This window comes from Lactobacillus xylocopicola (assembly GCF_033096005.1).
Lineage (GTDB): Bacteria > Bacillota > Bacilli > Lactobacillales > Lactobacillaceae > Lactobacillus > Lactobacillus xylocopicola.
Window position 1 is genome coordinate 318,768 of the sequence record NZ_AP026803.1, and the last position, 25,971, is coordinate 344,738.

The window sequence follows — 25,971 nt, forward strand, 5'->3', positions numbered from 1 at the left end:
AGAAAAAAATGTTTTCTAAAACAGATGCGGAATTAACCAAGATGGGTGCTAAAATCACTACCCGTGAAATTGCCCAACAACCGCAACTATGGCGTGAAACTTGGTCAATTTATCAAGAAAAAAAGACGAAAATTGATGAATTTTTGACAGGAATTAATCAAAAGTGGGGCAAGGTGCGAGTGATTTTTACCGGTGCAGGAACCAGTGCCTACGTGGGCAATATGGTTATGCCATACTTGCAAAAGCATGGTGATCGCAGCAAGTATAACTTTGAAGCGATTGACACTACCAAAATCGTCTCTACACCTGAAGACTACCTAGAACCAGATACACCAACTATCCTGGTTTCCTTTGCACGTAGTGGTAATTCGCCTGAATCGGTAGCTAGCGTGGAATTAGCCAAAAAACTGGTCAAAAACTTGTATCAGATTGCCATTACCTGTGCTCCTGCAGGACAGTTAGCACAGGACCTCAAAGACGATTCGACCGGTCTAGTCCTGTTAATGCCTGAAAAATCGTTGGATCAAGGCTTTGCGATGACTGGCTCTTTTTCATGTATGAGTCTAGCTACTTTACTTGTCTTCGACCGACTGGCAGATGACCAAAAGCAGGGCATTATTGAGCAGATTGCCAAGATGGGCGAGAGCGTCATTGCGCGTGAGGATGAAATTCAAGCCATTGTTGATACAGACTTTGACCGCATTAGTTACATTGGTAGTGGCTGTTTTGGCGGTTTAGCTGAAGAAACGCGGTTAAAAATTTTGGAATTAACTGCCGGCGAAGTTGCTGCTTTGTTCGACACTTCAATGGGCTTGCGTCATGGCCCGAAATCATTCTTAAATCAAAAGACCATTGTCTTTGACTTCGTTTCCAATAATTCCTACACCAGACAGTATGATTTGGACATTTTAAATGAAATTAAGGATGACCAGATTGTACCGTTAGTAATGGCAGTAGGCCAAGAAAAAAGCGGCCAAAACTTTACTGGTAAGTCATTTATGTTTGCTGATCAAAAGCTCCTGCCAGATGCCTATTTGGCTCTACCGGACGTGATGTTTGGGCAGACCATTGCACTTTTGACGTCAATAAAAGTCGGCAATAAGCCAGACACGCCGTCCCCAACGGGTACTGTTAACCGCGTCGTTAAGGGCGTAACTATACACGAGTTTTAGAATAATAAGATAAATAAGCGCTAATAAAGAAGAGCCAACCAAACTATTGTTTTCCCGATTAATTGGGCCTGATTACAGGTTGACAAAGATTGGTTGGTACCTTATTATGAAGTTGTGAAAGCGTTTTATATAATATCTAGATTTCCTTAGAAGATATGGAGGAAGATATATGAATATTGTGGGTGCAAGAGTTGATGAGCGCTTGGTTCATGGCCAGGTAGCCAATCTTTGGACACCGAAGTTGCAGGTAGAACGAATTATCGTTCTTGATGAAGCTGCAGCTCAGGATGATATCCAAAAGAGTGGTCTGAGAATGGCTACACCAATGACAACTAGATTAAGTGTCTTACCAACAGAAGTTGCTGCTGATCATTTGAAGAATAATCGCTATGGTAAGCAGCGGGTGTTCATTGTTAGCAAGCGGCCAGAAAAATTTCTGGATTTGGTCAATGATGGTGTTGAGCTTGATACGATCAATGTTGGTAATATGTCAAAGGGAGACGACACTACCGAGTTGACCAAACAAGTTAATATCACGGCGGCTGACGCGAAAGTTTTTAAGCAGATTGCTGACCAAGGCGTGAAGCTAATTGCTCAGGTTAATCCGAGCGTTGATGCACACGACTTGATGAAGCTGATTGATGAAAAGATGAAGTAGGAGGAAGAAAATGGCTTGGTGGCAAATATTACTGCTTACTTTGTATGCGGGTTTAGAAATTCTCGATGAGTTACAAATATACTCATCATTAAACACTCCAGTGGGAGCCGGGCTAATCGCTGGCCTGATTATGGGTGATATGGGTACCGGTTTAGTGATTGGTGCCTCAATGCAGTTGATGGTTTTAGGTGTTGGTACCTTCGGTGGGGCTTCAAAAATTGATGCAACGACCGGGACGGTCTTGGCAACAGCCTTTTCAGTCAGTGTTAAGGGCATGAGTCCACAAACGGCAATCTCGTCAATTGCGGTCCCAGTTGCCGCAATTATGGTTGAATTAGATGTTTTGGCCAGGTTTGCCAATACTTACTTTTCACACCGGATTGATCACTTAATTGATCAAGACCACATTAATTACAAGGCGGTTGAACGCAATGTTCTCTATGGTGCCCTTCCTTGGTCACTATCACGTGCTATTCCAGTCTTTATCGCTTTAGCTTTTGGCCAAAAGTTAGTCCAAACGATTGCCAATGCGTTAAACGGTGACTTAATGTGGCTTGGCACTGGTCTAACAGTGGCTGGGGCAACCTTACCAGCTGTTGGTTTTGCAATTTTGCTGCGTTACTTACCTATCAAGAAACATGCAGCATACTTAATTCTTGGTTTTACGGTAACGACTCTGTTCTCAGTTCTATTTTCTGGCCTGCAAGCTTTGGGCGCTGGCGTCTCAGCTGTTAACAAGGGCTTTACAACTGCCTTTGTTGGTTTGCCAATGCTAGCAATCGCAATGATTGGACTTGCTTTAGCAATTCTACACTATAAGAGTATTATCGGTGGCAATGGTGGTACTGGCCAAAAGGTAGTAAGTCAAAATGTAAGTTCAGATGTTAATAATGAGGGAGAGATTACTGATGACGAACTCTAAACCAAAATATCAGTTGACAGATGATGACTTTAAACAAATTAACCGGAGGTCTCTGTTTGGTTACCAGTTAGGCTGGAACTATGAAAGAATGCAGAACAGTGGCTACCTGTACACAATTTTGCCACAATTGCGGAAAATCTATGGTGATGATACCCCTGAATTAAGAGAAATGATGAAGACGCATATGCAGTTCTTCAACACTTCCAACTTCTTCAACACGATTATCACGGGTATTGACCTTGCGGTTGAAGAGAATGAAGGAATTAAGGGTAAGGACACTGTTACCAGTGTTAAAGTTGGTTTGATGGGCTCCTTTGCCGCTATTGGCGACTCGATCTTTGCTTCCTTGATTCCAACTATCTTTGGTGCCTTAGCTGCTTCAATGGCCGCTCAAGGCAATCCGATTGGCGTTGTCATTTGGGTAGTTGCCTGCCTCTTGATCTGTGTGTTCCGGTGGCAACAATTGCACTTTGCCTATAAGCAAGGTGTGTCACTGGTTACGGATATGCGGGACCAATTAAATGCTTTAACAGACTCAGCTACAGTTATGGGTGTATTCATGGTCGGTGCTTTAGTAGCGACGATGGTTAATATTAAATTTGCCTGGGTACCACAAATCGGCAAGGTTTCGATGAATATCCAAAACAACTTAGATATGATTATTCCAAAACTGCTGCCAGCTTTAGTCGTGGCATTTGTTTATTGGCTACTAGGTAAGAAGGGAATGACCTCAACCAAGGCGATCTTAATTGTGTTAGTCCTCTGTGTCATTCTTGGCGGAACTGGCGTGATTGCCAAAATGTAGGCAGACAGTTTAATTATAGAAAGTATTCACATGGCAGAAAAAGAATTAATTTTAATTAGTCACGGAACAATGGCAGAAGGCTTAAAAGCCAGTGCTGAACTGATTATGGGTGAACAGGAGCATATTCGCACGGTTTGCTTATTACCTTCTGAAGGACCAGAAGATTTCAAAAAGAAATTTGAAGAGCAGACTGCAGGGATGAATCCTGAAGATCTAACGGTTTTTGCCGACCTGATGGGCGGAACGCCTGCCAATGTTGTAAGTCGAATGATTATGGACGGTCAAAAGATTCACCTGATTTCGGGCATGAATTTACCGCTGGTAATTGAATGGCTCAACAGTCAAATGAATGGCATGGAATCGGATTACCTTACCGCCGGTAAGGCCGGTATGGTTGATGTGACTGAAATGTTGGCTAAAATGTAAAAATATTTTTAACCAAAAAACCTAATTCTAGAAAATCCTAGAATTAGGTTTTTATTTTGACTTTTTCTTAGCAAAGCAGCTGGATTGTTTCAAGTGGTGCAAGGGGTTGATCTATTATGGCAATTCCATCTTTGACAATGATCGGAGCCTCTTCTCTGGTCACTTGACCACCCTTTTTCCTGATAATGGTTACCTTACTGCTAGGCAAAGCTTCCGCTAAGTGCCACCGAACTTGCTCATAATTATCTAAGCTAAAGTTGGCCAACCAGGCAACCTTACCATTGTCTTGAACGCGCAGCTTGACATTGGGCATTTCAACTAAGTAGTCAACGGGCTGAATAGTATCTAGCATTTGCTGCAAGAGTCCTTGCTTATAAGTAGTGAATTGCGATTCCCAGCCATGTTTGGGATCCTGATCCATTGGTAGGACAATGATATGCTGGTCGATGATGGCCATGACGTTACCCAAGTTTTCGTCAAGTGAACTATAGGCCCTGGACCAAACGGACACATCGCTATTTTCTTGGTAGTCCAACTGCAGATAGTTACCTGTGTGCTGGAGCATCGTAATTCGCGGATTTTCGACGTTGTCGACAGTGTGGCCATCCGCTTGTTCGAAGGCTTGGTAGGCAGTACGGTACTTGTGCCACTTTGCCTGTTTAATATGTAGCAAATCACCAAGCTTCCGATCTAAAAGAACATTGATGCTTTCACCGTCAAGTAAGACCATGTTGTTTTGAATTAGGTCACTTATTTGGTCATTGGTAAAATTACGCAGCAATTGTCCAGAAATAGCAATTACTTGATCGTGCAGTCTGGTTTTGGGCGTAACAGGCAGCACTTCTATGGCAAAACTGAAGGCCCCAAGCAGACTCGCCCAATTTTTTTCATGGGGAAGGAGTTCTTCGACGTCTTTACCCTGCTTAATGTGAATTTGGTAACTTGAATCCTGATCAACTAGAACTTTGATGCCGCGCAGGTGTTCAATTGACAACCGGCTTTGTAATAACTGATTGACAAATGGTTTGATCTCGGCGAGCATCTCGGCATAATGCCAGGAGTTGTTGATGCCGTTACCCATCATATCGAAAAGATTGAGTAAAATACCTTGTCCACCGACTAGAGCAGTTGTGATTACTTGAAACTTCGTAAAGGTCAGTGATTTGGCCAGGGGTGAGTACATATAGCTCTCTAATTCGGGATACAGTTCAGCTTGTTCACCCAAAAAGCTGGCGGTAATGTTGGTGTATTCCTCAAAATCACGGCCGTATTTTAGTGGAGCGACTTCATTGTATGCGGGTAAGTGGGGCCGGGCAACCTTGGGATGACCGGGTCCGGCCTGGGCTTTAAATAAGTTATTCCAATCGCGTCCTTCTAGTGCATGCCAATCAGGATAAGAAGTCATCTGGGCTAGGTCCGTTTCAGGACTGATTTGATGGACAGCTTGTTCAATCAAGTGTTCAGTTTCAATCATTTCCCTGCGTGCTTGATCGAGATAGACTTGGCGCTCAAGTGTCGGCTCGCCGGCTTGCAAGAGTTTTTGTACGAACTCAGTGCGCGTCTCTTTTTTAGCCAGTTTTTGGTTATAAAGGCTCATATGATAATCACAAAAGCACATTAATTTTAATGGTGTATGGTTGTAGTGGCGAAAGTCATCTTCAAGCCACAAGCGGCGAGGATGAAGGCTAGCATATTGAGCATACCTAGCAGTAATATACTTGCGCCACTGCGGATCTGCAGGACAAGCCATGTCCTGGGATTCACGGCCTTCAAGATCGACAAAGGTCTTAAAACCGATTGCTGGGTTGACGTGATAGCCCCGGTCGGAGTGCATGATCGTGGTCCAGGGATTAAGACTGGTACTTACTCCGATTTGCTTTAATCTGTGCTTGAGCGGCTTGATGGCATCGAGCCATACTTGTGTTTCTGCCGCAGTCAAATGGCTGTGATTTAATTCTTCACCATTAATAAAGAAGGCTACATCGTCGATCTGGCCCTTTTTGACAAAGTTCAGTAATTTTTGATCTTTTGCTGGTGTGTTAGTTCTTGGATCCAGCATGTACCTGAGTGTATAAGTAAATGTCATAAATTTGTCCTGCTATCTAGCTTTGATCTTTTTCAGTTCAATTTTAGCACAAAAATAGTTTATTTAACTTATAATTTATAGGTGCTAAATAAATAAAAATATAAAAAAGATAACATGATTAAAATCATTAAATAAACTTTGTCTTACTGAAAAAATCATCCAACTGGGTGGACAACATATTTGCATAAATTATTTACCCCGTGGTCAAAGTATAATATAATTTACTTGTAAAGCGCTTCCACAAATTTACAAAAAATCAGTAATTGGTATTTAGTTGAGGGGGACGTACCGATGGCTTACAATAATAATCAAAGTATTAAGAATAAAGGTGATGATAATAATCATCATACCTTTAATTATTTAAGTGCAGGGGTTGCTTCTGTTGCCATTGCTACTGGATTTGTGGGCATTTTGTCATGCCCGCCGCGGGTAGTCAGTGCAGCAGTGGTCTCAAGCCGCACTAGTATGCAAAAGAACAAAGCAGCTAAAGCTAAGGTTAATGTGGCAAAGCTGAAAGCAAAGAAAAAGATAAGTAGTTACGCGATGAAAAACAACCAAGAAGAACCCGTTAAGGTAGAGGATCAAGCTGATACCAAGCAGCCAATCGGCCTAAAGGATAGTGATGAAGCAGTACAGCAGTCCATTACTGATATTACTAAACAAGAGAAATACTTTGAAGTGAATTATGCTAACGGACAGGTGGCCCGTTTGTATGTCTTAAGTCCAAAAATGTTCCGTTATTATATTGATCCGGACAAAAAATATGAAGAGCATGAGCAATCAGAAGCAGGACTTAATGCTAAAATTCTGCAAGAAGATGGCTATGGCACCGCTGGTATGGCTAATACGACACTTGCTCAGACTGAAAAGGGCTGGAAACTGGCTACCGGTGTAATTGACATTAACTTTGATCAAACAGCCGGTACGATGAGTGTCAATAAAGGTGATCGGGTTATTTTACAAGAAACTGAACCGGTTAAGATTACTGCTAAGGCAACTACCCAGACCTTGAAGGACGATCAAGGTAGTAATTACTTTGGTGGTGGTACCCAGAACGGTAAATTTAGATTGACCGGAGAAGCGGTCAAAATTGTTAACACTAATAACTGGGTTGACCAGGGGGTTGCTTCGCCTAATCCGTTTTATTGGTCCTCTAAAGGGTATGGTGTATTGCGTTACACTTTCAAGGCAGGTAACTACGACTTTGATACTAGCGCAACTGGTACTATTGCTACTACGCATAATGAAAGTCGCTTTGATGCTATTTACTTCTTTGATGATTCTTCTTATGATTTGATTCATGATTACCAAGAGTTAACGGGTTTACCAGCGTTGACGCCGATATATGGTTTTTATGAAGCCCACTTAAATGCCTATAACCGTGATTATTGGGTTGAAGTTCCAGCTAATACAGCTGGTGCGATCAAATATCCTGATGGCAAGTATTATAAGGAATATCAGCCAGCTTCTTTGCCTGCGGATCTGAAGGATCGGGCAATTAGAGAGACCCTGAACGGTGAAAAAGGCGGTGTAGATTATCAATTCAGTGCCCGGGCAATGATTGACCAGTACCTAGACCATGACATGCCAATTGGCTGGTTCTTACCAAACGATGGCTATGGTGCGGGCTATGGTCAGACGGATTCTTTAGCAGGCAATTTGCAGAACCTAGCTGATTTTATCGACTATGCCAACTCAAAAGGAGTACAAGTTGGGCTGTGGACTCAGCAAAATCTTAAGCCAGTTGATCCGGCTAACCCAAAGCCAAGTGATCGTGACTTTGAAAAGGAAATTCAAGCCGGTGTTACTGCGCTAAAAACAGACGTTGCATGGGTAGGTAATGGCTATTCCTTTGGATTGAATGGTACCCAAACTGCAGCTAACATGATTAATAAAATCAAGGGTGATCTCTTGCGACCATTCATTATTACGTTAGATGGTTGGTCAGGAACGCAAAATACCGGTGCGGTTTGGACCGGAGATGAAACTGGTGGTCAATGGGAATATATTCGTTTCCAAATTCCTACCTATATTGGTTCGGGTCTGTCAGGACAGCCGAATTCGGCTTCTGATATGGACGGTATTTTTGGTGGCAAGAACCCGGTTATTAATGCGCGGGATTACCAATGGAAAGCCTTTACCCCGATCCAATTAAACATGGATGGCTGGGGCTATAACCCGAAGAACCCGTTTGCTTTTGATGAGCATACGACGAATATTAACCGGGCCTACTTAAAGCAAAAATCAATGCTGCTACCGTATATTTACAGTATGGCCGCTGATGCGACTTTTGCTGGTAAGCCGATGGTGCGAGCAATGTTCTTGGACTATCCAGATTATCCTGAAGCATATACAGACTTAGTTAAGTACCAATACATGTGGGGTGATAACTTCTTGATTGCTCCAATTTATCAAAATACTGCAAGTGATAGTGCCGGAAATGATATTCGGAATGGAATTTATTTACCAGATAAAAACCAAATTTGGGTTGATTACTACACTGGTAAAGAATATCAGGGTGGTCAAGTACTTGATAATTTTGCGGCGCCATTATGGAAACTACCTGTCTTTGTTAAAGCAGGAGCGATTATTCCAGTAGCAGATGCAACTAATACGCCTAAAGAATATCTGGCACTGCAAAATCAGCGCCGCTTTGAACTATATCCTAATGGTACCAGTAGCTTTAAAGTCTACGAAGATGATGGTATTTCAGCTCAGTACAAGGCCGGAAAATATGCTCAAACGCTAGTTAAGAGTGAACTTCAGGGTTCAAACTTGACGATCAGTGTTGCTCCGACCCAGGGGACATATACGGGCATTGATACTAATAGAACGACTGAATTTGATGTTAGGACTAAGGCAGCCCCATCCTCAATTAAGGTTAAAGTTGGCTCACAGGACGTTGAATTACGGCAAGCAACCGATCTGACGGATTTCCAGAATTCTACTAATGTGTATTTGCTAGATCAAAATTACCTGACCAACTCCTACTTAAAAGACCTGGGTAGTGGTCTTGAGCAGACTTTTTTGCGGATCAAGCTGGACAATACCGATGTTAGTCAAAATGGTATTACCGTCACTATTACAGGCGTTGACGAAACGGCTAATCCAGTGAATCAGATTCCGCCTGAAAGCACGGCAGTTGCTGTACCAACTGACTTGATCCAGGATACTGCTAAGACTACGTCATCTGCGATTGCGGTATCGTGGCAGCCAGTTGATGGTAGTCAAAGTTACAATCTTAAGGTAGATGGCGTTCTGCATGCCAATATTAAAGATCCGCAATTTGTTTTGACTGATCTTAAACCGGCAACTACGCATACGTTCCAAGTTCAGGCGGTAACAGCAACTGCTACATCTCCATGGAGTGAAGAAAAAACCTTTAAATCAAATGATGATGTGTTTAAGAATGCGGTTAAAATTAACTACGATGACACCGTTTCTAATATTACCGGCACTAGTATCTGGCAAGCTGCGCAACCGGTTAAATATCTTTTTGATCACGACCTAAGTACGGTTGCCCACTCGAACTGGTTTTCTTCGGAGCCTAAGCAGTCTGCCACACCAATGACAATTACTACACACTTAGATGGAATTACAGATTTAGATCGTTTTGTCTATGTTCCTCGTTCCGATGGTGGAAATGGCACAATTACAGCCATGAATATTCAGACGAGTGTGGATGGTATTCACTGGCTGGATGCAGGTAGTGCAGCTAATTGGCCTAGAAACGGCGAAAGTAAGGAAATCAAGTTTGCACCAGGGACCAAGGCATACTGGGTGAGATTTACAATTCCGGAAAACGGATCGTTCAACCAGTTTGTTTCGGGACAAGAGTTTTTGCTTTATCAAAAAGATGGAACTAAGCCGGTTCTTCCCGGTGATATCAATGACGATGGTGTCATTGATGAAAATGATGTAACGTCGTTACGTAACTACGCGGGTGAGACTCGTGGCAAGGACAATGATTTTACTGGTTATGTGGAAAAAGGTGATATTAACCAGAACGGTATGATTGATGCCTTTGATATTAACTATGTGATGACTCGCCTGGGCAATCCACCAGCAAGTTTTGGCGAAAGTGGTCAAGTTATTCCTTCAGGTAAATTAACAATTGCTACCGATAAGACGTCCTACAATGAGGGCGATATAATCACGGTAACAGTTAGTGGTAGTAACCTGAAAAATGTTAATGCATTGTCAGCCAGAATACCGTATAACGCTGAAGAACTCTCATTTGAAGGTGTTCAAAATGGTAGCTTAACAGGCAATATGGTTAGCTTTGCAAAGGATAAGACCCATTCGGATGGCAGCCACGATGTCTTTGTTATTTATAGCAATGAGGGTGAGGCCCCACGTCTAACTGGGTATGGCACTGTTGCTGTAATCAAGTTCAAGGCCTTGAAGCCACTCAATGGGAAGACAGTTGCCCTATCGTTGGTGGACCAAATGCTAGTCAACCAACAAGCAAAGGAACTTGAACCAGAAGATACGAATCCAATCACGGTTAAAGTGAAGGTTAATAATTCTACTGATAGTGGTTCTAACACGCCGGGCGGAGGAACTAATACGCCGGGCGGAGGCTCTAATCCGGGTAGCAATACTACTCCAGGGAACACTACCAATAATACATCAGGTGATACTGGCCAGGTTAACCCTGGTGACAAGAATCAGCAGCAACCAAAACAAAAGTCTACCCAAGTTTTGAAGCACAATGCATACTTGTATGACAAAGATGGTAAAAAAACGGACGAAACAATGCTGAAAGCTGGGTCAACAATTGTCACTTTTGGGACTAAGATTATTAATAGCAGGAAGTATTATGATTTGGGCAATGAACTTTATCTGGCTGCTGGTAATGTTGATGGTACAGAACGGCAACTGCGTCGCAATTCATTTATCTATAACAAACGGGGGCAGCGCGTTGGCAGAAAGGTTTTACGCCGCAAAAAGAAGTTGGTGACATACGGTAGTGCGATTTCGATCAAAAATAAGCAGTACTACATGATTGGTAAAAATAAATTAGTCAAAAAAGTAAACTTTTACAAATAGACAATAAGTTCAGAGAATTAAGAGCGGTGGAAGAAATTCCGCCGCTTTTGGTCGAACAATTACAAACATTTTTGAAAATCGCGCTAACTATGAAAATGTTTACTAAAAGCCCTTATGACCTTTGAAATGCGGTTTCATGAGTATATAATGGGGTTGTGCGATTAATGTAAAGATCAAAGGAGATTTTATAATGAGAACAATTTCTGCCAAAGTTGCAAAACACATGGAAAATTTGTCGACTAAAGACGGAATCATCAGTGCCCTAGCGATTGATCAGCGTGGATCACTGAAGACTATGCTTGCAGATGCAGCTAATAAACCAGCAGATGAAACTACTATTGTTGATTTCAAGAAGGCCGTTTCAAGCGAATTAACCCCCTACGCCTCATCGATACTGACTGATCCAGAATATGGTCTGCCAGCCACTAAGGTTAGAGACAAGAACTGTGGTTTGTTACTTTCTTATGAAAAGACGGGCTATGATGTAACTGAACCTGGTCGGATGCCTGACCTTATTGCCGACCAGTCAGGTCTGCGGATTAAAAATGAGGATGGCGATGCGATTAAGTTTTTGGTCTACTATGACCCAGATGAAGATCAGGCGATTAATGACAAAAAGCAAGCATTCGTTGAAAGAGTTGGTGCTGAAGCCAAAGCAAATGACCTGCCATTGTTTTTGGAAGTTTTGACTTATGATGCACAAATTGCTGATGCCAAGAGCGAAGAATTTGCTAAAGTTAAGGCCAACAAGGTTTTACAAACGATGAAGGAATTTTCTCAACCGCAATATGGAGTTACCGTCTTAAAGGTGGAAGTGCCCTTTAACCTGAGCTATGTGGAAGGTTTCAATGGTACCAATAACGTTGTTTATACTCAAGCTGAAGCTAAAGAGCTTTTAAAAAAGCAATCAGCAGCAACTGATTTGCCTTATATCTTTTTATCAGCAGGGGTAACGAGCGCAGAATTTATCGCTGAGATCAAGCTGGCTGAGGAAGTTGGAGCTGACTTCAATGGGGTCCTTTGTGGTCGTGCTACTTGGAAGCCAGCAATTAAACCGTTTGCTGCTGAGAGTGAAGCAGCTGGTCGCAAGTGGCTAGCAACCCAGGGTAAGGAAAACATTGAGAATCTCAATGCAGCACTTAAAGGCGCAAAATCATGGCGTGAAAAGTTGAAGGTTCAATAAATTTTTTTAAAAAGGCTTTCTATCAGCTGATAGAAAGCCTTTTTACTTGTGTTTGTAAAAGTCAGACCGCACAGAATAGGCGTCACAAAAGATGCGGGTCATAATCTGCAAGGGTAAACGTGATCGAACTTCATACTCAGGAAAATAATTGGTCTTGGATTGGTAGCCAATAAAGGTAAGGGTGGAAAAGGGGATAATGCCGGCAGAAGAATTAGTGGTAAAGGTTAAAATCGGAATATCGTTTTTTTCCAGTATTTTAGCTGCAGCAACTAATTCCTCAGTTTCACCGTTGAGTGTAATGAAAATTGCCAAGGCGTCTGGCTTAATCTTTCTGGCAATAGTTTTGATGATGTTAGGGTCAGAGTGAAACTCACAATACTTGCCGGTTAACTGTAATTTGACCATTATTTCACTGGCAATTGATTCTGACAGACCGCGCGCAAAGACGTAAACAATTTTGGCTTGTTTCGTTAGCGAAATGCTATCTTCAATAGTGCTGTAGCTCAAATTGTGTAATGTGTTATTCATCTCAATTTCGTTTTTGGTAATAACACTGCGAATTTTGTCATCGGCATCATTTAAAACGCTAAAGGTTGAATTAGCTTTACTCTTAAGCTTCAGGGCTTCGCGGTACGAAGTATAGCCGCTGTAGCCCATTTTTTGCATTGTGCGGACAATTGTGGCGGTCGAAACACTGGCAAATTGGCTTAGTTTGACAATTGACATATTGGCAATCTTGTTAGGATTGTTCTCAACGATATTCCACAGATGCAATTCGGTTGAGCTAAGTTCTTTAGTTGGCATTCAAATACTTCCTTTTAGAAAAAGTTTTCCATTATTAACGTAAACGCTCTCATTTAAGAAAATCGTTACACCTTATTATCTTTATAATAGGTTAAAAGGCAAGAAAAGGAGAAAAAAGCTTTGATTTATACAGTAACCTTAAATCCTGCAATTGATTTAGTAATTGTAACAAAAAAGCTGGAACCAAGGGTTGTTAATCGAACGGAAAGTTCAGAATTACAACCCAACGGTAAAGGCGTCAATGTTTCATTTATCTTAAAGAAACTGGGGATTGAAAGTGTCGCCACCGGAATAGGCGGGGGTTTTACCCTAGACTACATTACGGCTGGTCTTGAACAAAAGAAAATTCAAACAAACTTTTTTAAAGTTGATGAACCAAGTAGGGTAAATGTCTTTACCAATGTGCTTGACCAAGATACGGAGTACAAGGAAGTCAATCCGGGTCCAAAGATTGGCCAAAAACCGCAGGAGCAATTTTTGGCCTACTTGACGGCAACCTTGAAAGAAGACGATGTTGTGGTGGTTTCAGGTAGCTTTTCAAGTGGAATTAAGCCCGCTATTTTGACTAAAATAGCGCAAATCAGCCATGACCAAAGGGCTAAGTTGGTGATTGATAGTAGTTATCTGGAAGTAATGGATACATTACCTTATCACCCGTTTTTAATTAAGCCAAATGATGCTGAATTGGCTTCTTTCTTTAAGTTCAAAGGAAAGCTGACAAAAGCCAAGACGGTTGAACTAGCTGAGCGGTTAGTTGAAGCTGGTTGTAGTAATGTTTTAGTTTCTTTAGGAGCGCAGGGGGCCGCCTTAGTCAATCGCAACCAAGTCCTCTTTGCCAATGCACCAAAGATTAAGGTGGTCAATTCGGCGTGCGCGGGTGACACAATGTTGGGTACTTTTATTGCCTTTTTAGAAAAGAAAAAACCAGTTGAAGAAGCGCTCAAGGTTGCAGTTGCCGCAGGAAGCGACACCGCTAGCCGAGTGGGTTTGACTGATTTTGAATTAGACGTCTTACTAACACAAGTGATGATTAAAGAAGGGAAAAGATAAAATGGCAAAATTTGATTTGGTGGGTGCAACTGGTTGTGCAACCGGTGTGGCCCACACCTTTATGGCCGAAGAGGCCTTAGAGAAAGCAGCAGAAAAACTGGGCTATACGATTAAGATTGAGACGCATGGTCAAACCGGGGTTGAGCATAACTTGTCGGATGAAGAGATTAGAGCTGCCAAGGCAGTAATCGTTGCTTCAGATATTGATGTTGATGCAGACCGCTTTGCGGGTAAACGTCTGGTGGTTGTTCCGGTTGCCCGCGGCTTAAAGGAGCCGGAAAAGTTGATTAAGCAGGCATTGGAAGCACCTGTTTATAAGGAGGGCCAGACGGCTGCGCATTCAGCGTCAGGAGCTGTAGGTGATGCCAGCATTGCTAACAAGATCTACACGTCGTTGATGAATGGGATCTCTCATATGTTACCGTTTGTGGTTGCTGGTGGTGTGCTTGTTGCCATTTCCTTCTTCTGGGGAATTAACTCTGCCAAGCCTACGAGTCCAGAGTATAATGAATTTGCGGCGATGTTAAACCAGATTGGTAGTGGAACCATGAATCTAATGGCCCCAGTCTTGGGTGCTTATATTGCAGAAGCTCTAGCCCAAAGGACGGGCTTTGTCGTTGGATTGGCTGCCGGGTTTATTACCTTCAATGGCGGTGGTGGCTTCTTAGGTGCGATTATTGCTGGTTACTTGGCTGTGATTGTGGTCTGGGGTTTGCAAAGACTGTTTAAGGGACTCCCTGATGACAAGTTTAGAGGGTTAAAGTCGATCTTCCTGTTTCCTGTCTTAGGTGTCTTCATTGCCGGTACCATCATGTTCCTGTTGAACACACCGATCAAGGCCATTAATGTTGGCCTAATGTCTTGGTTGAAGAGCTTTGAGACTACCAACCCAATTTTGCTGGGCATTATTGTTGGTGTAATGTGTGCTTCAGACTTTGGTGGTCCAATTAACAAGGCTGCCTATGCCACCGGTACGTTCTTGCTAGCACAGGGCAATTTCTACTTCATGGCTGGTGTTTCGGCTGCCTGTATTGCCCCACCTCTAGCTACGGGATTTGCCGTCTTGTTTAATCCTAAGGCATACTCTAAGAGTGAAAAGGCAGCAGGTTACGTTAACTTTTTGCTCGGTTCTACTCACATTACTGAAGGTGCAATTCCATTTGCAGCCAAGCACCCGTTATGGAACATCCCAGCCTTCATGATTGGTTCAGCAGTTGCCTCGGTCTTAACTTATCTCAGCCGAATTACAGTTCCAGCTCCTCACGGCGGGTTTATCGTTTTACCACTAGTTAATAAGCCGGTCTTATGGTTCTTGTGGATTGTTGTAGGTGCACTTGTTTCTGGTGTTTTACTTGCCCTAATTGCTGGTCGCTTTGCTAAAAAAGATCAAGTGGCAGCAGCTGCAACAGTCAGTGTTAATCCCGCTAATGGGCCAGTGTCAGTTAACGAAGAAGGTAGTTCTTATCGGCCTGGCAGTATCCTTGCCTTGAACAATATTAAACTGGACGTTGACGTTGCTAATCGTGACGAAGCTCTCAAGTATTTAGCGGATCTGGCAGTTAAAAATAACTTAGCTGGCGCTAGTGATCTGGTTTTGTCGGCTTACCTAAAGCGCGAAAAAGAAAATTCAACTGGAATGACTGATGGCTTTGCCATTCCGCACGCTCAATCGTCAACGATTACTAACTCGGCCATGCTGGTTTTGAAACTTAAACAGCCGATTGACTGGCAGTCTCTTGACGGACAAAAGATTGACACCGTAATCTCGTTCCTCATTCCGCAAGTTGACAGTAGCGAGCACTTGAAGTACCTTTCTAATACTGCCAAGTTGTTAACCCATGCGGACTTCATTGCCAAGTTGAAGGCTGCTGATACGCCGCAGAAAATTATGACGCTTTTTACTGAACAATAATATCTGCAAAAAAATATTCTCCAACATGATCAAAAGGCCTCAAAGCAAGTATGCTTTGAGGCCTTTGGTTGTATTTAGGGTGAAATTTCATTTATGGTATGGTAGTAAGAGTTGCTCATTTTCAATTATCAAGCTTGACCGGTATTTTTTAGCTTGGTCAGAATCGCGGACTTGCTGCCAAAGAAGGGATGCTACTTTAAGGGGAGCTGTATACTGTTTGCTGATTGGATCTTGGCGAAAATCGCGGACAAAGTTGTTCCATTGGTAAGTGGTTTCTTCTCTATTTGGCGGTGAATCCTGGCCGTAAGCTGCAATAATATCACGGACTGTTGCTTTAGTGTCGTGCTCTTCTTCAATTTCACGTAATTTACTAGCCATGGTCTTGCGAAACGAAAATTTAGTTACACCATAGTAGTCGGCAAAGAACTGGCGCGCTTCTTGGTTAAAGCAAAAGTCGGATGCTAAAACTGGAGTATCTGGTGTAATATCAGCAGTCTTTAAGCCGCTTTTTCGCCGGTTTGTGCGTTTGCCCTTGATTTGACCAGCAGGTGTGCCGGCTAAGAAGAGGCTAATATATCCTAACTCATACTTGGTTCCGTAGGTTGGCAGCTGCTATTTGCGACAAATTGCCACTAATTCGGTCTTGTACCAGTAATATTGTTGAAACTCATGCACGCTTAATTGACGTGAGAATTGTGGTCTGGCCATTTAATTAATGATTCTCCTATTAAGTATTAAGAGCTGAGTAACTTGATTATTACATTATGAGCACTTAAAGTGATAACTTGTAAGATGGTGCAAATATTTTTCGCGTCGGGGCGGTTTTGACATGGTGATGCCTCCAAAGTGGAGCCAATGACGATCTTTCATTCCTAACTGTTTTAGTGTTTGATTGATAAAGATACGCTTGATTGCACTACCATTAAAAAGTCTAAGATAAAATTTGGGAGCGGTGGAGGTGGTTAGCACATAAGTGTGTTTGATGTTGGTCAGTTCACCATGAAGACCAAACGCAGAAGTAGTGTAGCCTTCGCCTGGCTTCATTACCTTGTCAATAAAGCCCTTCAGCATGCCTGGAATGCTGTTCCACCACAAGGGAGTAATAAAAATCACGGTAGTAGCACTTTGCAAAAGCTGGAGGTACTTTTTGACCAGTGGATCATGGGTGCCGCCGCTGTGAAACAGGCGCAATTCTTCCTTGTCATAGACTGGATTGAAGTGGTCTGCGTATAAGTCGATCACCTGATATTGCTGGTTTTGTTTTTGTAAATTTGTTTTGACCGCAGTCAAAACAGCGTGATTAAAACTTTTTTCGTAAGGATGGCAGTAGATTATTAAAGTGTTCATTTTATTTCCTTCATTATTTGAGTTAGGGTCATTTGCACCAATTGGTGATCATAGGTGGTTACCTGGTTTTTAATTAAGAAGCAGTAGCCCTGGATAAATGACCAGATTTGAATTAAGAAGCTATGGTTACTGATGCCTGACTTGTAATCTACCTGCTTGATCAATTGGTTGACTTTGGCTAAAAAAGGGTAAGTAGGATTAGGCTTCTTCAGTGAAGCGACTGCCTCATCATTAAAAAATAGGAATTCCATAATATTAGGATGTTCTTGCACTTGTTCAACAAAATAATCGGCAATAACTAAAAGTTGTTCTTCGGCCGAATTATTGCTAGAAGGTAAGTGACCAATAAACTCCTGTGATAATTTTGCGGTCGCCTTTTGAAAAAACTCCTCTTTACTGGCAAAGTGCTGGTAAAATGCCCCCGTAGTTAGACCAATGTCTTTGGTTAATTTACGCAGGGATAGGTTGTGATAGCCCTGTTGATCAATTACGGTAATTGCCTTTTGAATAAGTTGTTGTTCAGTTGTATCCGTGATAGTTCCTCCTTCAGATAACGGTGTTATCTGAAAACTATGATAACACTGTTATCTGAAAAGTCAAAATTTACGTAAATAAAAAGCTCCCTCATGGAGGAAGCGGAAGGCAACTAGTTAATCGGCGATTTTTTGGGCCTGGTCCATGGCTGCCAGGATAGAAGGATTTTTAGAATGGCAATCCTTAATCATTTGCCAATCCTGTTCGTTCAATTCAACTTGATATTTAGTCATTTTGCTCATCCTTTCTAAAAAACTTAGTTTTACTATAGCACTTTTTGCTCCCGATTTGCGAAAAAAGCCGAGTCATACTTTATTGTTGCTAGATTATCATGCACCAACAAACTATGAACTAATACTAATATTACAAAAAGACTTGCCAAAAAGCCAATAAGCAATTAAAATGAATGAAAACGATATATTACAATTATGTCAATTATTTTAGATTAAGTAATTTATTCTTAAAGCTTGAGTGATCTTACTGTAATTTTAAGAATGTAGTATATAGATAATCAAGTTAAAGGATAGTTTTTCTATCTTTAGTTTGATCAAATTCAGGTTTTTTATTTAAGGAGATAATCTTTTGAAGGTAAAATCCATTTTAGGGAAAGCGGCAATAGCAGCAGTCTCTGCATCAGGGATTGCGGTTGTTAACAACGCCCAAACGAGCAAAGTTCAAGCGGCCACAGTTAAAAGCGACCATAAGGCAAGCAAGAAGCATGCCAAAATAGTTAAAAATGATACAGCTGTGGTAACTGTTAACTACGTTGACGGTAACGGTATTCGGGTTTGGGATAGTTACAAGCAAACTAAAGCTACCGGGCAAGTTTTACCAAGTAATTCTTCTTGGAAAGTTATCAAAACCGCTTACGATAAAAAAGGTCAAAAGTGGTATGATTTAGGTAAAAATCAATGGGTAAGAGCTGAGTATGTTAACAAAGGTTATTACCCAGCTAATGAAGCCCCTGCTCCAGCAGTGACAACTAGTGAATATGCCACAGAAGATAATGGTGCTAATGGTAACTATACTATTAGTAACCAAACTTATAGTTCAACCTCTGTTTCTGTTCCGGCTACTTCAGGTTCAGAGTCAAGTGCAAAGGATTGGATTGCTAATCGTGAATCGGGTGGCTCATACAGTGCGCAAAATGGCCAGTACATCGGAAAATATCAGCTTACAGCCTCTTACCTAAACGGCGATTATTCTGCTGCGAACCAAGAACGGGTAGCTGATAGCTATGTAAAGGGTCGTTACGGTTCGTGGACAGCCGCTAAACAATTTTGGGAAGCAAATGGTTGGTACTAATTACGAGTTGCTAACTAAAGAGTAAATTACATTTTAAGCTTAATAAATAAAGAAGACATTAGAACTTAGCTAATGTCTTCTTTTTGTTTTTTTAACTAGTGGTCGATTGCGTAGGTGAATTTATCACTGCGCAAAATTTGTTGAGCAAGATATAAAGGAGAATTGTTTTCATCATAAACAAAATCCTTAATCTGCATTAGCGGATCCTCCTCATCTACGTTTAGTAAAACAGATTCCTCTCTAGTGGCAAAAGCTATTTTGAAAGTTTTTTTACCAGAGCCGGGAATGATGCCGTAGTTAGTTTTTAGTAGCTTATGAAAAGAAAGATTCAGGTCTGCAGTTTTAAGACCGGAGAACTTAAGCGGCAGCCACAGCCATTCAACACAGAAGGGGACATCATCTAAATAGCGGAGCCGGCTTATTTCCAACAGTTGTTGCCCGTCTTTGAGCTGGAAAAATTTGTTTTGCTCAGCATTACCCAAAATTTCTTGTGTGTCGATTAGTCTGGTGGATATTTTTTTACCAGTTCGGTTAATGCTTTCGGTCAAACTGAAAAATTTACGGCTAGGGGTCTTCAATTCATTTCGCTGGTCTGAGACGTAAGTCCCTTTTCCAGGTAATTTAATTAAAATATTTTGCTCAGTTAACACTTTCAAGGCTTTACGGACAGTCGTTCGACTGACCGCAAATTCTTTTTGTAGTTCCAATTCGGATGGAATACTTTGGCCTTCAAGGTATTTGTGATTATTAATGCGTTCTTTAATAATATCAGACAAACGAACATAAAGCGGTGTATGATTTTCTGACTTTTTCAGCATGGCTTCCCCTGTAAGATGACTAATTTATCATAATTATAGCAAAAATTTAAACCAAGAGCACAGCAGTTATTTTATAAAATAATACATGTATTCAAAAATAAAGCTTTACTTTCTGTGGTAAACGCTTTATCATTGCCATAAAAAGATACCTGTATTATTTTTGGAGGGTGTATGGAGATACAAGAAGAAGTCAAAAAAGTTGTCAAAAAGGCTATCACTAAGATGAAACGTCAAGGAGGAATTAGACAAGTTATTTGGGTAGGTGCAGGTGGCTCTTTTGGCGGTTTTTATGGTGCTAATTATTTCCTTGAGCAAGAATCTACTAAGTTATTCACTAGTATGTGTACTAGCGGTGAGTTTGTTTATGCGGCGCCGCGAAATTTAGATGAAAACACGCTCGTTGTTCTATGTTCAATGAGAGGTACCCGAGAAACGGTTATTTCTGCAAAAATAGCTAAAGAACGGGGAGCAAGCACAATTGCCTTATATGTTGATGAATCAGCTTTAATTAAAATTAGCGATTACCACATTAAATATGAAAGTTTGGCTCTTGATGAAAGTCGGATAGAAAGAGTAAATGGGAGTATTGGCTTATGCATTGCGATGAATTTGCTTAATGAAGTTGAAGGCTATGCAAATTATGATTTGGCGATGAAAACTTTTGCTCTGCTTGATGCCACTTATCGCAGGGCGGTTAAGTATACCACTCCACTGGCAAAAGAATGGGCTGAACTTAATCAAACTGAAAAGACCATTTACGTGCTTGCTAGTGGTCCAGCTTGGGGTGCGGCGTATGTTTTTTCAATTTGCAACTTAGAGGAGATGTTGCAACTTAATTCACCAACAATTCACAGTTATGAATATTTTAATGGACCATTTGAAGTAACTGATAAAGGTAAATCCATTTTTCAATTACTAGCAACAGGAAAAACTCGGCCCGAAGATGAGCGCGCACTCAGGTTTGAGCAGAGATTCGGAGGAAAAAAACTGTATGCCTTGGATGGCAAAGAAATTGGGCTAGACGACCTCAGACCGGAAGTTTCGCCATATTTTAATCACTCGCTTTTTTCTTCGATTCTAAATAATGTCTACATGAGACAACTGTCATCTGCAACAAGTCAAAGCTACGAAACTAGGAGATACATGTGGAAAGAGGAGTACTTATAAAGTGAATATGCACGATTATTCGCTTGTAAAGAAAACCTTTACATTTTCTGCTTAAAACTTTATGATAAATATAGACGTCTTAATACATTTTAATTATTCCATTGCAGTGGATTAGCGTTACTTCCGATTAGGGGTGGTATTAGTGAAAATAATTCTGGTTAGTCACGGCAAACTTGCTAAGGGTATGAAAGATACTGTTGAAATGATTGCTGGTAAACAAGACAATCTGGAAGCATATGAGGCATATGAGCATGGTACAAGTGATGAACGTTTTATTGCCCAAGTTAAAAAGTCTATTTATGCGAATAGAGGCAACGATGTCATTATTGTGACCGACTTGCTGGGTGGGTCGGTTAACAACGAAATGGTGCGACTATTGGAAGGTCGCGAAAACCTTTTTCTCATGACCGGAATGAATTTGCCGCTTATTATGACCTTAATCACTACAGTGAATGAAACCTTTAACGAGGAAACAATTTTATCTGCTATTGGAGAAGGAAAGCAGGGTGTTTTATTTGTCAACAAGTTAATGAATGAGAAAGATGAAGGAGATTTATTATGATAAAAGTAATTAGGGTGGATCATCGATTATTGCATGGACAAGTGATCTTTTCCTGGACTAAGTTTGCAAGCATTGAGCGCGTAATTGTGATTGATACAGCCACTGCTAAAGATGATTTCAAAAAAATGTCTTTGAAACTGGCTAAGCCCGAGGACGTGCGGCTGAATGTCTTTAGTGTTGATGCGGCAATTGAAAAAATTGAGCAAATTAAAGCGCTGAAAGATAATATTATGTTGATTTTTGAAAATATCAATGAACTATTTAAATTTATCGAGGCTTATGGTCCGGTTGAAGAAATTAATTATGGCTTAGTTCCAGCTAAGCCTGATGCCAAACGCTTTAGCAATGCAATCTACCTAACAGCCGAGGAAGTTGCACTGACTAAAAAAATGTGCGCTGAAGGTATTAAAATTTCCATGCAGCAAGTTCCGTCAGCTAATAAAGAACTTCTAAACAATGTGATTTAGAAAGAGAGGAATTTGAAATGTTTTGGAAAGCTTTAATTGTTGGGTTGATTGGTGTTTTTGCCATGTTCGACTCGAGGCTGTTAGGACGTGAAAATTTTGAACAGCCGTTAATTGTTAGTACCCTAGTGGGCTTAGCTTTAGGTGATCTTTCGAAGGGCTTGCTGGTTGGAGCTACGCTTGAACTGGTGTCGTTGGGAATAGTTCAGGTTGGAGCGGCGGTTCCACCAGATATGGTTTTAGGCTCAGTCGTAGCTTCAGCCTTTGCTATTTTGTCACATACGACTGCGCAGGCGGCTTTAACAGTTGCATTACCGGTAGCTGTCTTGGGACAGTTAGTGGCAATCGTTGTGCGGATGCTATTTTCATCATTTAACCAGTTGGCAGATCGAGCGATCGATGCGGGAAAATTCAGGAAGGCACGCAGTTACCACATAGTTTATGGGCCGGTGCTTTACGGCTTACTCTACTTTGTACCGGTATTTTTGGCAATCTATTTGGGGACAGATATTGTCAGCGGTTTTGTGCGAATGATTCCAGCATGGCTAACGAATGGTTTGACACTTGCCAGTAAAATCTTGCCAGCTTATGGTTTTGCACTTTTGATGTCGACAATGATTGACAAGAAAAATGCAGTATATCTCTTCTTGGGATTCTTCATTGCAGCTTACGGCAAGATGTCAGTTATCAGTGTTGCAATTTTTGCGGTAATCTTAGCAATTATTTTGAATAAGTTTATGGGCAACGAAAATAGTGCGGCTGCACCTGCGTCAAATAGTAATGATCTAGATGATTTAGAAGAATTATAGGAGAGGAATTATGGCTGAGCAAAAACATACTAGTAAAAAATTACGTCATAAATTTTGGCAATTCTTCTGGAGGTCATGGGCGATTCAAAGTTCATGGAATTATGAACGCCAGATGGACATGGGCTTTATGTATGGGATGGCGCCAACTATTGATGAAATTTATGGTGAAAAACCTGATACAGCAGAAAAATTACAGCAGAAAAAAGAAGCTTACCATCGGCATATGGCCTTCTTTAACTGTACGCCCCAATTAACGTCCTTTGTTCTAGGCCTGTCTTCGGCAATGGAAGAAGAGTATGCGGATAATCCCAGCACCTTTGATCCAGACTCGATTAATGGTGTGAAAACGTCTTTAATGGGACCACTCTCAGGAATTGGTGATTCCTTTTTCCAAGGAACGATTAAAATTATTGCCTTTGGCTTGGGAATTAATATGGCTCAACAAGGTAACATTTTTGGTCCGATTTTGGCAATGATTATTTCAATCATTCCATCAGTAATTGTTACCTACTGGGGTGGTAAATGGGGTTACCTGCAAGGTAAGAAGAATATTCAAAGACTAATCAGTAATGGCACCATTAATCGAATTATGTCCTTGATGAATGTGATTGGTTTGATGGTAATTGGTTCCATGATAGCGACTATGATCGGAATTACCACACCGATTAAGTTTGGTAAAACTTTTGTGCTACAAACCACCTTGGATACAATTGTTCCTCAGATGTTATCTTTAGGCTTTACCCTAGGCATGTTTTATCTGATTAAAAAGAAAGTAAATACGGCCTGGATCATGGCAATTTGCATTTTTGGCGGTATTTTACTCAGTGTTTTAGGTATTTTTAATTAAATTATAGGAGAGATTAATTATTATGGATTTCGAAAAAGTAAAAACGATTGTCAGCGATATTAAGCAAAAACAACCCAAAATTGACCGGGTAATGTTTGTGGGGTGTGGGGCTTCAATGGCTGATTTATACCCAGGGTATTATTTTATTTCCCACGAAAGTACCAAACTCTTGTCATCCATTCAAACTGCTAATGAGTTTAACTATAATACGCCAAAGGGTGTTGGCGATCGGACAATTGTTATTACAGCTTCATTGGGAGGGTCTACTCCGGAATCGGTTGAAGCAACCAAGAAGGCTAAGAAACTTGGAGCACATGTAATTACCCTATCAATGACCGCAGCATCGCCGATTATTAAGGCGACAGAATATAAGTTGGTTCATGGTTTCCAAGAAAACTATGCTGCTAAGACAGAAAAGATGTCTTATTGTTTAGCACTTGCGATGCAAATCATGGCAGACTTTGAGGGCTACAAATTCTACGATGAAGCAATGACTGCATTTGCAGGTATGCCGGCTTTAATTGAAAAAGCAGTTAAAGCAGTGGGACCGTCTGCTCAAGAATTTGGCGAAAAATATAAAGATGAACAGAAAATTTTTGTATTAAGCAGTGGAGCCTCGCTCGGCGTCGCATATTCAACTGCATCCTTCTTATTGATGGAAATGCAGTGGGTTACTGCTCCAACAGTTCACTCCGGTGAGTATTTCCACGGTCCATTTGAACTAACAGTTGAAGATGCACCATATTTACTATTTATGAATGATGGCAGTACGCGGCAGTTAGACGCGAGAGCCTTAACTTTCATGCAGAGATTTGATGCTAAGATCACCAATATTGATGCCAAAGATTATGGCTTAGGTGAAGTTGCAAGTGCTAATGTGATTGATTACTTCAACCCAATGATCCATACGGGGGTAATGCGGGTTTATGCTGAAGAATTAGCGAAGGCTAGGAAACACCCGTTGACTAAGCGGCGTTATATGTGGAAGTTATCATACTAAGCTTAACCAAGGATAAGGTCCAAAAAGATGCTCATTGTTTGAGCATCTTTTTGATTGCGTTGATTAGTCTTTTGAATTAGCTTACAATTATATTGTTAAAAAATAGATGTCTGGGAATGCTTAAGATGATTAGGTAAAGACACCGGATTAAGTATGGCAATGCTGCTCATAGAAGCTTTTCTAATTAGGAGTTTGTTTTACTCAAAACCGGTGCAGATGCTTAGAGTCTGTTTTGGACATCGGACTAGACTTTTATATATAGTAGAGGTATCTCTTGGCAAGAACAGGTTCTTTGTATTTTCAAGTAATGGAACAAATTAGACAAAATATTATTACCGGTAAATATCCAGTTAATAGTAAATTACCGAATGAATTTGAATTGAGTGAACAGTTTAACGTTAGCCGAGTGACATTGAGAAAAGCTATCAAAGGACTGACCGATGACGGCTTGGTTGAAAAAATCCAGGGAGTAGGAACTTTTGTCCGCAAGCCGCGGAAGGTAAAAAGAATCATTAGCTCATCTCATGCTGAAAGCTTTTCTCAAACTGCACTCAACGAAGGCTTTAAAGCAAGTGCAAAAGTAATCGAAAGTAAAGAAATCAAAACACCCAACAAGTTAAAGGAGTTGTTTAAAACTAGTAAAACCTTATTTATTGAAAGGGTCCATTTAGTTGATGAAGAACCGATTATGCTTGAGCGTAATTACTTTCCCTTGCCCCGTTTTGCCGAGCTAGAAAAAGCCGACCTGAGTAAATCACTTTATGAAGCTTTGAAGAAAAGATACCAAATAAAGAAATTAACTGCTGATGACATGATTATCAGCGTTTCTTTAGCGAACCAGGATGAAGCTAAGCAATTGAAAAAATCAATTGGCTTCCCCCTACTCTTAGTACAAGTAAGCGTGAAAGATGAGAATGAGCAGATTGTTCATGCGGGTAAACAATATATCGTTTCAGACAGATATGAATTTCACCTTTAAGTGGCTTGTCCTTAATTTTTAAATTGGCGTCGCAGTTGTCACCAGATAATAACTTAATTGTTAAAATAC

22 protein-coding genes and 2 pseudogenes are annotated in these 25,971 nt (G+C 41.0%); 17 read left to right on the forward strand and 7 right to left on the reverse strand.

Going from position 1 to position 25,971, the window contains the following annotated elements; genetic code table 11:
* The first annotated feature begins 8 nt into the window (after positions 1-8).
* The 5 genes from R8389_RS01585 (at position 9) to R8389_RS01605 (ending at position 3,983) form a co-directional block, all read left to right on the forward strand.
* Complete coding sequence (locus R8389_RS01585; protein ID WP_317637765.1) at positions 9-1,172, forward strand: SIS domain-containing protein; 1,164 nt, start codon at positions 9-11, stop codon at positions 1,170-1,172.
* A gap of 169 nt (positions 1,173-1,341) precedes the next feature.
* Positions 1,342-1,830, forward strand: coding sequence for a PTS sugar transporter subunit IIB (locus tag R8389_RS01590; RefSeq protein WP_317637766.1), 489 nt, complete (start codon positions 1,342-1,344; stop codon positions 1,828-1,830).
* Positions 1,831-1,840: 10 nt separating this feature from the next.
* Positions 1,841-2,752: a PTS mannose/fructose/sorbose/N-acetylgalactosamine transporter subunit IIC gene (locus tag R8389_RS01595; protein ID WP_317637767.1), complete on the forward strand. Its 912-nt coding sequence runs from the start codon at positions 1,841-1,843 to the stop codon at positions 2,750-2,752.
* The gene (locus R8389_RS01600) at positions 2,739-3,557 is read left to right on the forward strand and encodes a PTS system mannose/fructose/sorbose family transporter subunit IID (RefSeq protein WP_317637768.1); all 819 of its coding nucleotides are present in this window, start codon (positions 2,739-2,741) and stop codon (positions 3,555-3,557) included. The genes R8389_RS01595 and R8389_RS01600 overlap by 14 nt, the downstream gene beginning before the upstream one ends.
* 30 nt (positions 3,558-3,587) lie before the next feature.
* On the forward strand, positions 3,588-3,983 hold the full coding sequence (locus R8389_RS01605; RefSeq protein WP_317637769.1) for a PTS sugar transporter subunit IIA: 396 nt from the start codon (positions 3,588-3,590) through the stop codon (positions 3,981-3,983).
* 67 nt (positions 3,984-4,050) lie between these two features.
* On the opposite strand, the gene R8389_RS01610 is transcribed toward R8389_RS01605, so the two are convergent.
* Positions 4,051-6,069: a hypothetical protein gene (locus R8389_RS01610; protein ID WP_317637770.1), complete on the reverse strand. Its 2,019-nt coding sequence runs from the start codon at positions 6,067-6,069 to the stop codon at positions 4,051-4,053.
* A 291-nt stretch (positions 6,070-6,360) separates the two neighbouring features.
* Between R8389_RS01610 and R8389_RS01615 the strand changes: the two genes are divergently transcribed.
* Both R8389_RS01615 and R8389_RS01620 read left to right on the forward strand, forming a co-directional pair.
* Positions 6,361-11,121, forward strand: a complete 4,761-nt coding sequence (locus tag R8389_RS01615) for an SLAP domain-containing protein (protein ID WP_317637771.1) — start codon at positions 6,361-6,363, stop codon at positions 11,119-11,121.
* 190 nt (positions 11,122-11,311) lie between these two features.
* The gene (locus R8389_RS01620) at positions 11,312-12,304 is read left to right on the forward strand and encodes a tagatose 1,6-diphosphate aldolase (protein ID WP_317637772.1); all 993 of its coding nucleotides are present in this window, start codon (positions 11,312-11,314) and stop codon (positions 12,302-12,304) included.
* A 42-nt stretch (positions 12,305-12,346) separates the two neighbouring features.
* Here the strand turns inward: R8389_RS01620 and R8389_RS01625 are convergent, their stop codons facing one another.
* A complete protein-coding gene (locus R8389_RS01625; RefSeq protein ID WP_317637773.1) occupies positions 12,347-13,108 on the reverse strand; it encodes a MurR/RpiR family transcriptional regulator in 762 nt (253 codons plus the stop codon).
* Between the two features lie 120 nt (positions 13,109-13,228).
* Here R8389_RS01625 and pfkB point away from each other — a divergent pair, with 120 nt between their 5' ends.
* Complete coding sequence (pfkB, locus tag R8389_RS01630) at positions 13,229-14,158, forward strand: 1-phosphofructokinase (RefSeq protein ID WP_317637774.1); 930 nt, start codon at positions 13,229-13,231, stop codon at positions 14,156-14,158.
* A gap of 1 nt (position 14,159) precedes the next feature.
* Complete coding sequence (locus R8389_RS01635) at positions 14,160-16,070, forward strand: fructose-specific PTS transporter subunit EIIC (protein WP_317637775.1); 1,911 nt, start codon at positions 14,160-14,162, stop codon at positions 16,068-16,070.
* 87 nt (positions 16,071-16,157) lie between these two features.
* On the opposite strand, the pseudogene R8389_RS01640 reads toward R8389_RS01635, so the two are convergent.
* From R8389_RS01640 to R8389_RS01655, 4 genes and pseudogenes are all read right to left on the reverse strand, one after another.
* Positions 16,158-16,778, reverse strand: a pseudogene (locus R8389_RS01640) (SAP domain-containing protein).
* A 54-nt stretch (positions 16,779-16,832) separates the two neighbouring features.
* Positions 16,833-17,417: an NAD(P)H-dependent oxidoreductase gene (locus R8389_RS01645; protein ID WP_317637776.1), complete on the reverse strand. Its 585-nt coding sequence runs from the start codon at positions 17,415-17,417 to the stop codon at positions 16,833-16,835.
* Positions 17,414-17,668 (reverse strand): hypothetical protein, encoded by a 255-nt coding sequence (locus R8389_RS01650; protein ID WP_317637777.1) that lies wholly within the window; start codon positions 17,666-17,668, stop codon positions 17,414-17,416. The genes R8389_RS01645 and R8389_RS01650 overlap by 4 nt, the downstream gene beginning before the upstream one ends.
* 186 nt (positions 17,669-17,854) lie before the next feature.
* Positions 17,855-17,980: pseudogene (locus R8389_RS01655) on the reverse strand (hypothetical protein); the annotation flags it as partial.
* A gap of 553 nt (positions 17,981-18,533) precedes the next feature.
* On the opposite strand from R8389_RS01655, the gene apf reads away from it, so the two are divergent.
* Positions 18,534-19,256, forward strand: coding sequence for an aggregation-promoting factor (gene apf / locus R8389_RS01660; RefSeq protein ID WP_317637778.1), 723 nt, complete (start codon positions 18,534-18,536; stop codon positions 19,254-19,256).
* A 95-nt stretch (positions 19,257-19,351) separates the two neighbouring features.
* On the opposite strand, the gene R8389_RS01665 is transcribed toward apf, so the two are convergent.
* Positions 19,352-20,074, reverse strand: a complete 723-nt coding sequence (locus R8389_RS01665) for a GntR family transcriptional regulator (RefSeq protein WP_317637779.1) — start codon at positions 20,072-20,074, stop codon at positions 19,352-19,354.
* A gap of 171 nt (positions 20,075-20,245) precedes the next feature.
* Between R8389_RS01665 and R8389_RS01670 the strand changes: the two genes are divergently transcribed.
* From R8389_RS01670 to R8389_RS01700, 7 genes are all read left to right on the forward strand, one after another.
* On the forward strand, positions 20,246-21,241 hold the full coding sequence (locus R8389_RS01670; protein ID WP_317637780.1) for a sugar isomerase: 996 nt from the start codon (positions 20,246-20,248) through the stop codon (positions 21,239-21,241).
* 142 nt (positions 21,242-21,383) lie between these two features.
* Positions 21,384-21,803: a PTS sugar transporter subunit IIA gene (locus tag R8389_RS01675; protein WP_317637781.1), complete on the forward strand. Its 420-nt coding sequence runs from the start codon at positions 21,384-21,386 to the stop codon at positions 21,801-21,803.
* Entirely contained in the window at positions 21,800-22,270 is a 471-nt protein-coding gene (locus R8389_RS01680; protein ID WP_317637782.1) for a PTS sugar transporter subunit IIB, read from the forward strand. The genes R8389_RS01675 and R8389_RS01680 overlap by 4 nt, the downstream gene beginning before the upstream one ends.
* Before the next feature lie 17 nt (positions 22,271-22,287).
* The gene (locus R8389_RS01685) at positions 22,288-23,076 is read left to right on the forward strand and encodes a PTS mannose/fructose/sorbose/N-acetylgalactosamine transporter subunit IIC (protein WP_317637783.1); all 789 of its coding nucleotides are present in this window, start codon (positions 22,288-22,290) and stop codon (positions 23,074-23,076) included.
* A 10-nt stretch (positions 23,077-23,086) separates the two neighbouring features.
* Positions 23,087-23,923: a PTS system mannose/fructose/sorbose family transporter subunit IID gene (locus R8389_RS01690; RefSeq protein WP_317637784.1), complete on the forward strand. Its 837-nt coding sequence runs from the start codon at positions 23,087-23,089 to the stop codon at positions 23,921-23,923.
* Positions 23,924-23,945: 22 nt separating this feature from the next.
* Positions 23,946-24,923 carry an SIS domain-containing protein gene (locus R8389_RS01695; RefSeq protein WP_317637785.1) on the forward strand — a complete coding sequence of 326 codons (978 nt, stop codon included), beginning with the start codon at positions 23,946-23,948 and terminating at the stop codon, positions 24,921-24,923.
* A 274-nt stretch (positions 24,924-25,197) separates the two neighbouring features.
* Entirely contained in the window at positions 25,198-25,902 is a 705-nt protein-coding gene (locus tag R8389_RS01700; RefSeq protein ID WP_317637786.1) for a GntR family transcriptional regulator, read from the forward strand.
* Positions 25,903-25,971: the final 69 nt, after the last annotated feature.